Here is a 12,228-nt window from a genome sequence, read left to right on the forward strand (position 1 = left end):
TGACCAGGGTAATGGCTTAAACCTCCGAGGTTTTGGTCACGCACGGGCGATCACTTAACCGAGGAAGAAACGTCATACTTTATACCGAGTGCTGACTCTTCTCGTTTTGTTTCTCAGCCTAGAGCGAGAAAGTATGGAATTTCTATGGTTAAGCGTTAGCAGTCACAGGCAACGTGAAAGAGAACGTACTACCTTTGCCCAACGTACTCTCTGCCCAAATATGCCCACCGTGTTGCTGCACAATGCTGCGGCAGATCGCTAACCCCAGTCCGGTGCCTCCCTTTGAGCGAGAATCGGCAACGTTGACCTGTTGAAAGCGCCCAAAGATGGAATCGAGATGTTCGGGTGGAATGCCACAGCCGTGATCTTGAACGGAAAAGAGGATGTGGGGGTGTGGGGTGTGGGGTGTGGGGTGTGGGGTGTGTGGGAGAGTGATTAGTGTGGCGGCGATCGCGATCGTGCTGCCTCCAGGAGAGAACTTGATGGCATTGCCGATCAGGTTGGTGAGCACTTGCACGATCGCATCTGGAGAGGCACAAACATCTTGAGAGAGCGGTGAGAGGGAGAGGGTAATGGCGTGTTGGTCGGCGATCGGCTGCATACTGTTGACCGATCGTTGCAGCAGGTCAGCGACGTTACAGCGTTCTTGCATCAATGTCACATCGCCAGCGTTGAGCCGCTCTAGATCCAGCACATCGGTCACGAGGCGGGCAAGACGGGCACTTTCCGATGCCGCAATATCTAGCATTTGTTTTGCCCGTTCTGGGTTCTGGTTCAAACTGCCTGATGCCAGCAAACCCACGGCTCCCTGAATGGCTGTCAGCGGTGTTCGCAGTTCGTGACTCACCATGGCGACAAATTCATCTTTCATTTGCTCGATCGCCTTGCGTGCGGTGATGTCTTGCCATTGAACGACATAGTAAAGCGGTTGATGTTGAGCATTTTGAACGAGCGAGATGCCCATCAACACACAAATCAGTTGCTTCGATTTGCGGAAGACCTGTAATTCGATCTGGCAACTCTGCGCTGTAGGGTCGAGCAGCGATCGCAGGCAGGTGGCAAGCGTTTCTCGTTCGGCAACCGGAAGGTGATGCGACACGGTTGACGTGAGTAGTTCCGGCTCCGAGTAGCCCGATATCTGGCACAATACGGCGTTTACCTTCAACCAGCGATCGTCTAGCCCCATCAGCCCCATGCCAATCGAGGCGTGATCAAACGCGCTGCGAAACCGATCTTCACTTTCCTGCAACACATCCTGGGTGCGGTACAGAGCAGCCTTCGATCGCTGGCGTTCCTGCATTTCGCGCTGAAGCTGATGATTTTGCTGCACAAGCTGGCGTTGCTGCTGCCGAATCACCAATTGATGCTTAATGCGGGTTAAGACCTCTTCCGCCTGAAAGGGCTTGGTCATGTAATCGGCTCCACCGACCGCAAACGCTTTGATCTTATCGGCAGTATCATCCAGAGCGCTCAAAAAAATGATCGGAATGTCACGGGTGTTTTCGTCCGCTTTCAACGTTGCACAGATGTCGTAACCATCCCGATCGGGCATTCTGATATCGAGCAAAATCAGGTCGGGCGGTTGAGAGCGGATGGTTTCCAGCGCCGTTTCACCGCTCGTTGCCTTGCGAACGCGGTAGCCCCGTCCCTTCAAAATGGCGGATAGCGTTCGCAGGTTATCAAGCTGATCGTCTACCAATAAAAGATTCGCGCTGGTATCCAGCAACTGACTGGCGGTGACTTCTAACGAGGCACTTTCGGCGCGATCGCGGAACCGTTGCAGCTGGTCAGAGTTGGTCGATCGCTGCTTTGCCCGTACCCGCTCCAGACGGCTAATGACCCGTGTCACCAGTTCTGGACCCACGATCGGTTTGCCAATAAAATCATCCGCTCCCGCCGCAAACACCTGCTGAATCGATGCTGTATCCGTATCCGTCGTGACGACTAAAATAGGCAAATTGCCCCAGCGTTCATCCTGCCGCACGATCTGGCAAAGATCTACCCCACTGGAGCCGGACATCGACACATCTAAGATCAGCAAGTCGGGCTTTGTTGCCGCCAAGACTTCCCGAACGTGTTCAGGGGCATTTAACCCTGTCACCTCAATGCCCCAAGGAGTCAGCAGATAATTTAACGCCGCCAAAATAGTGGGGTCATCATCTACCACTAACACTCTGGCTTCAGAAGTATCCTGCTTGTTTGCGCTCTCCTGATTGGCAATCTCTGTTAACGCAGACGGTTTTGCCAGTTCTTGCCGTAACGCCAAAACCAGTTGAGCTAATGGCTCAATCTGTTCTTGTCCTAGCGTTTCATGGGTCAGCAATTGCTCGATCGCCCGTCCCAATACCGATCCTTGCGGATACCCAAACGACCCTAAAGCACCTGCCAGCTTATGCGCTGCCTGTCTCGCTTCCTGCTTTAAACTGAGCTGTAAATGACTAGCGCTGAGGGCTGTGCTTGCCTGCTCAATGACCGCTACTCTCTCTGCAAAGGTCGCTCTGAACCGTTCCAACACCTTGCTGCTGGCAACAGCTCTCTTCCGTCTTTCGTCCTCTGCGCCGTTGCTGTGATGAGACTGGTCTTGACTGAGGCTCTCGTCAGAACCGCTGACAACCAACCCCTGCACTCCTTCTGTCGGTGCGGGTGCTGGCTTCAAGCGATAACCCAACCCATAGACTGTTTCGATCGGATCGATCGCCATGCCAGCGGTCTTGAGTTTCTGCCGCAGGTCTTTGATGTGATTGGTAACAGCACTTTCATTCGGTGACGCGTCAAATTCCCACAGGCGATCGAGAATAGTCGTGCGGCTAAAGATGCGCTGGGGATGGCGCAGAAACAATTCCAGCAGCCCATATTCTTTGGCGGTTAAGGTGAGTAGCTGACCGTTATAGGTGACATTGGCGGCGATCGGGTTCAAGCAAAGCCCTTCCCAGGTTAGCAACGTCGGGCTAACTGCCTCACCCCGACGCAACAGTGCCCGCACTCGTGCCAGCAATTCTGGCATTTGACAGGGTTTGATGAGGTAGTCGTCGGCTCCTGCATCCAGCCCGGTTACAACATCGATCGCGCTGCTTTGAGCCGTCATCAACAGAATGGGCGTTTGATGCCCCTGTTGGCGAAACTGACGACAAAAGCCAATGCCATCCAGCTTCGGTAGCATCCAATCCAGCAGAATCAGGTCATAGTCTACAGAGGTTGCCAGGTCTAATCCCTGCTGCCCATCTGCTACCACATTAACGATGTAGCGCTGGTCGGTGAGCGCGGCTGAAAAAATTGCCCTAAGCGCAGGGTCATCTTCGACAATTAAAATCTTCACCATGATTGCATCTGGGGACAAGACTGGCTGGGAGGGCGCAGAGAGGGCTATGAAACAGGTAAGCGGTTGTCTGATTGGGGCGATAGGTGATAAGTATTACGCCCAGCGGACTTCGCAGCATAGAGTGCCCGGTCAGCGGCAGCAATCACGTCTTCAGGCGAAAAATCTTGATCAGGAGTCCAGCAGGCAATCCCTACACTCAATGTTACCCAATGATTCACGGAGGAGTTTTCATGGAGAATTTGCAACCGGGCAAGATTGCGCCGAATCCGTTTAGCCACGTGCACTGCTCCTTTTGCAGGCGTATTGGGGAGGATGATCGCAAACTCTTCGCCACCATACCGCGCGGCTAAATCTGCTGGTCGTTTAATACTGTCTTTCAGCGCCTGCACCACTTGCTGTAAACAGTGGTCTCCGGCTTGATGCCCGTAGCGATCGTTATAACGCTTAAAGTAGTCAATGTCACATAGGAGCAGAGACAATGGAGCCTTTTCTCGCTGCGATCGCCCCCATTCTGCCTTGAGGTACGCATCAAAACAGCGTCGATTAGGAATTTGCGTCAATCCATCGATCGTAGCGAGGTGATGCAGCTTGCGATTTGCCTGCTTTAAATCCGCCTCAGCCTGCTTCCGCTGAATGGATGTACCCAGATGCAGCGCGATGCCGTTCACCAGTTTAAGAAGCTGGAGGTCGGGCAATTGGAACGTGCGATCGAAGAACAGCAGAATCGCTAAAACTTGGTTGTCTGACGCGATCGGTACACCAAACCCTGTTTTGAATCCAACTGCCTCTGTCAACTGAGTGCGGGGAAAGAGGGTAACGGGGATTTGTGACAAATCTGCCAGCCATTGGGGTTGTTGCGATGCCCAAATCTGACCCGGTAGCCCAACGCCATGACTAAAGGTATAGGCATTGCTTGCCTGATCAAACTGCTGCATCGGCAGATCACTCTGGTCATAGCAGACTTGAGCGAGGCGTAACGCTTTACCTGCCTCATCGATCGTCCAGGCTTCGCAGTAGTCCCAGTCGATCGCCGCTCGAATATTGTCTAGAGTTGCTTTCAGCGCTGTGTTTAAATCTGCGGCTTCACTCACGGCTTGAATGGTGCTGAGCAGTAGTTCAGTTGCAGCCTGTGCCTGTTGGCGATCGTGAATTTCCTGGCGAAGCTGCTGGTTTTGGGCGACAAGCTGTTGCTGTTGCCGCTGTATCGTCAGTTGATTTCTCACCCGCGCCAACACTTCTTCACCTTGAAAGGGCTTGGTGATGTAATCCGCGCCACCTAACTCAAAGGCTTTGACCTTACTGGCTGAGTCATCCAAAGCACTCAGAAAAATAATCGGAATGTCACAGGTTTGTTGACACGCTTTCAAAGCGCCACAGACATCATACCCATCGACCTCTGGCATCCGGATATCCAGCAAAATCAGGTCGGGCGGCTGCGACTGCACCGTTTCCAGCGCCACTGTCCCACTGATTGCCTTTCTGACCCGATAGCCATGCTGGTTGAGCACAGCAGAGAGTGTGCGGAGGTTATCCGGGTGATCGTCCACCACCAAAATACTGGCTTTCACATCAGTCATCCTGACTCTCCGGCTGAGGAGTGAGATATGCCCCTAGCCTGCCATTCGGATGAAGTGTGAAATCACACAGTTTCGACCCAGAACGCACTGAAGGAGTCGAGTTTCCGTCCATTCTCTGAGAATTTAAGCTCACTGGATGACAGGTTTTTTGAGGATTTTAAGCTCTAGAGTGCCCAGAAAGCTGATGCCGATCGCATACAGTCCGCCTGATTAGACGACAAGCGGGAATTGTTTAACCAAGCAGGTGAAATGGGCATACTCCAACTGGAGGCAAATTTCCTATTTATAGCGATGAAGTGACGACGTAGCGATCGCATTTTTGCGGTATCTGTCTTCAAGCTTTTGTATTGAACCTTGACGGTGACCGATCGTTCAACGTCGCATTCGTACCTCCACCACCTCTCGACTCTAGGACTGAGACATTATGGGGATTTTGATTTTTCTGGTTGTACTCATTCTGATCGTTGGCTTCATTTTGATGGATGGTTACAACGGTCTTGTGACCCTTCGCAACCGCTACAAAAATGCCTACAGCCAAATTGATGTGCAGCTACAGCGACGCTATGATTTGATTCCAAATTTGGTGGAAACCGCGAAAGGTTACATGAAGCACGAGCGGGAAACGCTGGAAGCCGTCATTGCTGCCCGGAATGCGGCACTGTCAGCCAACAGTCGCGCTGCTAGAAACCCTGGTGATCCAACCGCCATGCAGCAGCTAGGTGATGCTGAAGGAGCGCTGACGGGAGCATTAGGACGACTCATGGTGATTTCAGAGGCTTATCCTGACCTGAAGGCAGACCAGACAATGACGCGGGTGATGGAAGAACTGTCTTCCACGGAAAACAAAGTCGCCTTTGCTCGTCAGGCATTCAACGATGCGGTGACGCTGTACAACACAAAGCGCGAAGTGTTCCCTAGCAATTTAGTGGCGAATGGCTTTAATTTCACACAGGCAGAACTGTTAGAAGAAGCAGCACCAGAAGTCAAAGCAGCGCCGCGAGTTTCGTTTAGTTAAAAATCAGCCATCAGCGGTCAGCAAAAAGCGGATAGCTGATGGCTGATAGCTGATAGCTATTCCTATCTTCACCATTTAAACCATTCACTTTTGGAGGATGCGCGGGCTGCACCTGTCACAATCCTCCTGACGGAGCAGCATGAATTTTTTTGAGCATCAAGATCAAGCGCGAAAGAATACTCGGAAGCTGATTTTTCTCTTTGCCCTTTCGTTGCTGTTTATTACTGGCACAGTCTATTTGGCGGCAGTCGTCACGCTGTCAGGTTCGCTTAAGGGGTCGAAACCGCGATCGTCCCGCAATGCAATCAACTGCACCCAACCGCGTCCTGCCGCCTCTGAGCCTGGTGTTACCCCCAACATGAGCGATCCGGCGCAACGCTTCAAACCGCGTGATTCCAATCGTGTTGCCGTTAGTTCCAGTCCTGTGCTGGTGCCGTGTCCGCCTGTCACTCAGAAAGCAGCCTTTAGCTGGTGGCAACCCTCGCTGTTTTTCACCATTGGTACGGGCACAGTAGTACTGGTGGGTTTGGGTAGCCTGTACAAAATTCAGACCTTGAAAGCGGGGGGCAGTATCATTGCTCAGGAAATGGGCGGACGGTTGCTGCTGTCGGAAATGGCGCATCCCGAAGAACGGCAGTTGTTGAATGTCGTAGAGGAAATGGCGATCGCCGCTGGCATTTCAGTGCCTGCTGTGTATGTGATGGATAATGAACAGGGCATCAATGCCTTTGCGGCTGGCTTTACGCCGAATGATGCAGTCATTGGTGTGACTCGTGGCACGTTGGAACAGTTGTCACGTGACGAACTGCAAGGCGTGATTGGGCATGAATTCAGCCACATTTTGAATGGCGATATGCGGCTCAATATCCGTCTGATCGGCATTTTGCACGGGCTGCTGCTGCTTTACATTACAGGGCGAGTGGTGATCGATTGGCGACCGCGCGGCAAGGAAGGGAATGCAGTGTTAGCGTTCGGTATCGCTCTGGTAGTGATTGGTAGCTTTGGCTTGCTGTGCGGACGGCTAATCAAAAGCGCGATTTCGCGTCAGCGTGAGTTTTTAGCCGATGCCTCTGCGGTGCAGTTTACGCGCAACCCCGCTGGGATTGCAGGTGCATTGGACAAAATCGCCAATCATCACTACAGTTCGCTCGTGCATGCGCCATCAGCCGAGAGCAACAGTCACCTGTTCTTTGGCAGCGCCCTACGCTTCAATTTTCTGGAAGAACTGTTTGCGACTCATCCACCGTTGGGGCAGCGCATTCGTCGGCTGAACGCATCAAAACGGCAGTATGCAGGGCAAGCGCCGATGTCCTCAAGCAGCCCAGCCGTAGGGGAAGAATCGCTGACGATGGGGTTTGCAGGTGGGTCACCAGTTACTCGATCGCCCCATATTCAGGCAAACCCTGCTCAGATCGTGTCACAGATTGGCACGGTTACGCCTGAACATTACGCTTATGCCAAAGCTTTATTGGGACAGTTACCCGAATCGCTTCTGTTGGGTATTCGAGAACCTCAAGGCGCGATCGCGATCGTCTACGGGCTGTTGCTTGACACCCAAAATCTTCAGGTCCGAACCCAGCAACTAGAGTGGCTAAAGCAGGTTGAACCCGCTGATGTGATTGAAAAGACGCTGACGTTGAGTGCCGACATTGATGCACTTGACCCGCGATCGCGGCTGCCATTGGTGGATCTCACCGTACCCGTGCTGCGTCAGAGCGATACTGATCAGCATCAGCGGCTCTTTAAATGCATTCAGGGCTTGGCAAATGCGGATGGTCGCTGGTCACTGCCAGAGTTTGTGCTGTATGCTGTCTTGCGCCATCGCTTGCAGCCCTCTAGCGCGACCAGCACTCAAGCAACCGAGTTCACTACGATCGGGCAAATTTGGTCAGACTGTTTGATTTTGCTGTCAGGCTTGGCGCAGGTCGGGCAAACGGGTACTGATGCGATCGCCTATGCCTTTCGCTCTGGCGTGTATCGTTTACCAGGAGCGGGGCAAGAAACCCTACCCGATGCGCCACCTGCCTGCAACATGAAAACGCTGAAGCACAGCCTCGATCGCCTGAATCTGGCAACCCCAAAACTCAAACAAGCGATCGTTGATGCCTGTGCTCATACGGTCTTGCTAGATAACAAAGTCACAGTGCAAGAGACAGAATTGCTGAGAGCAATCGTCATTCTGCTCGATTGCCCCATGCCTCCCTTCTTAAACACTGGCAGCAAGATGTTTGCCAGAAATGTGTAGCGACCCAACTGGATCAAAACCCGCAGCGATCGCAAGATCCCGCATAATTCAGGTGTATCCACTTGGTAAGCGAGAGACAGACTGTGAGCGATCGGCGATTTTGTTTAACCTCCTGTTTGTTAGCTCTGGTTTTGGCGGTCATGCCACTCTTGACAGGCTGCGATTTGCCGCAAGTAAGCGCTGAAGAGCGGCTGTTTCTCAACCTGAAGCTGGACTTTTTGGACGACTACCAGTTGCCGAAGCAAGACTTTAAGGGGACTCGCGTCGGTGGGCTGTCTGGCATGACCTACGATCGCCAGCGCGATCGCTTTTACGCCCTTTCGGACGATCGCAGCGAGTTTGCGCCTGCTCGGTTCTATACGCTTAAGCTGGCTCTAGATCAGGCTAACGCTAATACGCCCCAGATTAAACAGGTGGCGATCGAAACCGTCACGACAATCATGGGCGAAGACAGCAAGCCCTATGTGAAGGGCACGATCGATCCAGAAGGCATTGCGCTGTCGCCACTGGACACAGTTTTCATCTCCAGTGAAGGCGTGACGCGGGATGGCATTCCACCGTTCGTGCGCGAATTTGACCTCAAAACGGGGAAGTGGAAACGGAACCTGCAACTTCCCAAGCGCTACAGTCCTGATGCGGAGGGAGACCAGCAAACGCAGGGCGTGCAGGATAATTTGGGGTTTGAATCGCTGACGATCGCCTCTAGCAGCTATGGGAAAACAGCGGTTGAACCCTTCCGTCTGTTTGCTGCGACTGAGTCCGCTCTCAAGCAAGATATTAGCCCGATGGAGCAGACGCAGGGAGCCAAAAATCGTTTGCTGCACTATATGCTGGAGGCTCGTCGAGCGCTCCTCATTTCTGAGCATTTGTATCAGCTCGATCCTCCACCAAACGGCGCGATCGCTCATGGGTTAACAGATTTGCTGGCGATCGATCAGGGTGGTCATTTTCTCAGCCTGGAGCGATCGTTTGGCAACAAAGGCTTTGGAGTGAAGCTGTTTCAACTAGCAACGGGTGGTGCAACAGATATTTCATCGATCGACAGCTTGAAAGGCACCTTGCGCGGCACGGTAGCAATTCCCAAAAAGCTGTTGCTTGACCTCTCTTTTCTGGATGTGCCACTGGATAACCTTGAAGGGATGGCGATCGGACCGCGTTTGCCGGATGGTAGCCGCAGTTTGTTACTGGTTAGTGACGACAACTTTCGTGACGAGCAGGTGACACAGTTTTTGCTGTTTCGTCTGAAGGGGTTGGGTTGAGTGGCAGAAGGCAGAAGGTAGAAGGCAGAAGGCAGGAGGCAGAAGGTAGAAGGCAGGAGGCAGAAGGTAGAAGGCAGAAGGTAAAGGGTAAGAAATAAAACAGCTAAGGGATCACACTTCACACCTCTCCTTCAAATCAAAACTCAAAACTTCTTATGCAGCAGAGGAGACAGCGACCGTTTTAAGATAGTGTCAGTCTTTTAGTGCGGATACGATCGATGACTCACTCTACCGATATTGCAACCCTGGGACGTTGGATGGCGGCAGACTTTAGCAACCAGGCACAGGCATTTGAAAATCCGCCCTTCTTTGCTCACATTCGCGTTTGTATGCGCCCGTTACCTGTATCGCTGTTGTCGGGGGTGAGTTTGATGGTAGAGCAGGCATACGATTACGCGCTCAACGCTCCCTACCGCTTGCGAGTGCTGAAGCTAATGGCAACAAACGATCGCATCGAAATCGAGAATTTTTTAGTGCGCGATGAAGCGCAATTTTACGGTGCCACGCGTGATGTTAAGCGACTGGAAACCCTGACAGCCGATCGCCTGGAAAAGCTGCCTGGATGCAACGTGCGGGTGCATTGGACGGGAAATAGCTTCAAGGGACAGGTAGAACCTGGCAAAGCCTGCATTGTCGTGCGTAAAGGCGCAACGACCTACCTCGACAGTGAATTTGAAATTGACGGTGAAAAATTTAGCAGCCTCGATCGCGGGCGCGACCCCGAAACCGATGAACACCTGTGGGGATCGGTCGCGGGACCGTTTGAATTTGTGCGTTGGGCGAGCTTTGCTGATGAAATCAAGGTGTAATCATGTACGACTTGCTCCTGCGTAATGGTCGCCTGCTTTACAGTGACGGGACGATCGCTGGCGTAGATGTTGCGATACAGCAGGGAGCGATCGTTGCCATTGCACCGCAGCTTGCTGAACCTGCCAAAACTGAACTCGATCTTCAAAAGCAACTGATCAGCCCTCCCTTTGTCGAGTCACACATTCATCTAGATTCTGCGTTGACAGTGGGCGAACCACGGTGGAATCAGAGCGGCACCCTATTTGAAGGGATTGAGATCTGGCGCGATCGCAAGCAAAATCTATCCCTGGAAGATGTCAAATCCCGTGCCATTGAAACCCTGAAGCAGCAAGCCATGCGGGGCGTTTTATTCGTTCGCAGCCATGCCGATGTGAGCGAAACTAGCCTCACTGCACTTCAGGCACTTTTAGAAGTCCGTGAAGCCGTAAGAGAATGGATAACTGTACAAGTTGTCGCCTTTCCACAGGACGGCATTTATGGTGGATCACAGAATGACCATCTCATTGAAAAAGCAATGGAAATGGGTGCTGATGCAGTGGGTGGCATTCCCCATTACGAACTAACGCGAGAGGACGGTGTGAAATCGGTTCATCGCATTTTTGAGCTGGCACAGAAGTACGATCGCCTCATCGACATCCACTGCGACGAGATTGACGACGATCAGTCTCGCTTTCTTGAAGTCGTTGCCGCTTGTGCGCTGCATACAGGCATGGGTTCTCGCGTCACTGCCAGCCACACGACAGCGTTTGGGTCTTACAACAATGCCTATGCCTTCAAGCTGCTGAGCTTTCTACGCCGCACCGAACTTAACTTCATCGCCAACCCTCTGATCAACATTACGCTTCAAGGTCGCACCGATACGTATCCCAAACGTCGGGGTGTGACGCGCGTCAAGGAACTCTGGCAGCAAGGTACGAATGTCAGTTTTGGACACGATTGCGTCCAAGATCCCTGGTATTCTCTCGGCACTGGCAACATGCTGGACGTTGCTTCAATGGGACTCCACGTTTGTCAAATGACGGGTAAGGCTGAGATCGACGCTTGCTACAACATGGTGACGTGGAACGGTGCCAGAACGCTCAATGTGAGCGATCGCTACGGCATTGAAGTGGGTAAACCTGCCAATCTCATCGTGCTAGATGCTAAAGACCGCTATGATGCCATCCGCAGCCGTGCCACTGTGAGCTACGTGATCGCTCAAGGTAAACTGCTGGCACAAACCGACGCGCCAAGAGCGATTTGGCACGGGGAGTAGAAGCCTCAGCAACTTAATTCAGGCGCGAGTGAGTAGAGTTGAACGACTTGACTCACTCATTTGGCATGTTGTGTCTGCCTGACCCGCCTCTAGCCAGCTTTTAGCCGCATCGAACCAACATTAAAGATTAGAGGATTTGTTAAGAAGTGTTAATTTGGCGGTGCCTTAGGTTGATTGAAGCGCGATCGTTACAGTTTTTTGCAAATTCCACTGTTCAAAACAGGATTTTTCGAGCGTAACTCTGCCAATAATTTATGCATTGTTATATTTGCTTATATTTCGTAATGAACAGTCTAAGAATCCAGTGATAGTATGTAATCACTGGGATAGAAGAGCCTTTAACTCTTCATATAAATGCGTTCTTTACAGCTCGTGTTTTCACGGCTAAGGAGTTAAGACTGATGATTTTTGATGACTTTAATAACATCGAAGTTAAACCAGAAACTCGCAACCATAGAGGTTGTTTTGTTCAAGAAGCAGCCTACAAACTGGTCAGCATCGATCGTTCAGGCTGGGCTTTTATCTGTATGAATGATGCCGTTTGCCATTACGTCGATCCTGACAATTTGCAGCAAACTGCCTCGATAGAGCTAGATAAGGATTTGTCACAAATCTAAAATACCTGAAGAACTAACGATGAATAGGCGTGTCAAATGGCTGATTTAAACCTAAATCAGCCATCTTTTTTGTTAATATGAAGTCCAAGACTAAAGATATTTTTCAGAATCTGAATCACAGACTTTGAACT

At 51.8% G+C, this 12,228-nt stretch carries 8 protein-coding genes; 6 read left to right on the plus strand and 2 right to left on the minus strand.

Translation table 11 applies throughout. The features are described from left to right. Positions 1–148 precede the first annotated feature (148 nt). Both AC5JO6_RS03570 and AC5JO6_RS03575 read right to left on the minus strand, forming a co-directional pair. Positions 149–3,319, minus strand: a complete 3,171-nt coding sequence (locus AC5JO6_RS03570; protein ID WP_496079667.1) for a response regulator — start codon at positions 3,317–3,319, stop codon at positions 149–151. Positions 3,320–3,363: 44 nt separating this feature from the next. Beyond that, a complete protein-coding gene (locus AC5JO6_RS03575; protein ID WP_496079668.1) occupies positions 3,364–4,896 on the minus strand; it encodes a diguanylate cyclase domain-containing protein in 1,533 nt (510 codons plus the stop codon). Between the two features lie 424 nt (positions 4,897–5,320). Between AC5JO6_RS03575 and AC5JO6_RS03580 the strand changes: the two genes are divergently transcribed. From AC5JO6_RS03580 to AC5JO6_RS03605, 6 genes are all read left to right on the plus strand, one after another. Further along, the gene (locus AC5JO6_RS03580; protein WP_496079669.1) at positions 5,321–5,911 is read left to right on the plus strand and encodes a LemA family protein; all 591 of its coding nucleotides are present in this window, start codon (positions 5,321–5,323) and stop codon (positions 5,909–5,911) included. 139 nt (positions 5,912–6,050) lie between these two features. After that, the gene (locus AC5JO6_RS03585) at positions 6,051–8,156 is read left to right on the plus strand and encodes a M48 family metallopeptidase (protein WP_496079670.1); all 2,106 of its coding nucleotides are present in this window, start codon (positions 6,051–6,053) and stop codon (positions 8,154–8,156) included. A gap of 140 nt (positions 8,157–8,296) precedes the next feature. Next, positions 8,297–9,415, plus strand: coding sequence for an esterase-like activity of phytase family protein (locus AC5JO6_RS03590; protein WP_496079671.1), 1,119 nt, complete (start codon positions 8,297–8,299; stop codon positions 9,413–9,415). A gap of 218 nt (positions 9,416–9,633) precedes the next feature. Continuing rightward, positions 9,634–10,224, plus strand: a complete 591-nt coding sequence (locus AC5JO6_RS03595; protein WP_496079672.1) for a chromophore lyase CpcT/CpeT — start codon at positions 9,634–9,636, stop codon at positions 10,222–10,224. A gap of 2 nt (positions 10,225–10,226) precedes the next feature. Continuing rightward, the gene (gene codA / locus AC5JO6_RS03600; RefSeq protein WP_496079673.1) at positions 10,227–11,480 is read left to right on the plus strand and encodes a cytosine deaminase; all 1,254 of its coding nucleotides are present in this window, start codon (positions 10,227–10,229) and stop codon (positions 11,478–11,480) included. A 401-nt stretch (positions 11,481–11,881) separates the two neighbouring features. Continuing rightward, complete coding sequence (locus AC5JO6_RS03605) at positions 11,882–12,097, plus strand: hypothetical protein (RefSeq protein WP_496079674.1); 216 nt, start codon at positions 11,882–11,884, stop codon at positions 12,095–12,097. Positions 12,098–12,228 lie beyond the last annotated feature (131 nt).

This window comes from Tildeniella sp., assembly GCF_059505325.1.

What these genes read in the sequence shown, in the direction of transcription:
- AC5JO6_RS03570 (WP_496079667.1), bottom strand. Translation starts at nt 3,319, where the DNA reads ATGGTGAAGATTTTAATTGTCGAAGATGACCCTGCGCTTAGGGCAATT.
- AC5JO6_RS03575 (WP_496079668.1), bottom strand. Translation starts at nt 4,896, where the DNA reads ATGACTGATGTGAAAGCCAGTATTTTGGTGGTGGACGATCACCCGGAT.
- AC5JO6_RS03580 (WP_496079669.1), top strand. Translation starts at nt 5,321, where the DNA reads ATGGGGATTTTGATTTTTCTGGTTGTACTCATTCTGATCGTTGGCTTC.
- AC5JO6_RS03585 (WP_496079670.1), top strand. Translation starts at nt 6,051, where the DNA reads ATGAATTTTTTTGAGCATCAAGATCAAGCGCGAAAGAATACTCGGAAG.
- AC5JO6_RS03590 (WP_496079671.1), top strand. Translation starts at nt 8,297, where the DNA reads ATGCCACTCTTGACAGGCTGCGATTTGCCGCAAGTAAGCGCTGAAGAG.
- AC5JO6_RS03595 (WP_496079672.1), top strand. Translation starts at nt 9,634, where the DNA reads ATGACTCACTCTACCGATATTGCAACCCTGGGACGTTGGATGGCGGCA.
- codA (WP_496079673.1), top strand. Translation starts at nt 10,227, where the DNA reads ATGTACGACTTGCTCCTGCGTAATGGTCGCCTGCTTTACAGTGACGGG.
- AC5JO6_RS03605 (WP_496079674.1), top strand. Translation starts at nt 11,882, where the DNA reads ATGATTTTTGATGACTTTAATAACATCGAAGTTAAACCAGAAACTCGC.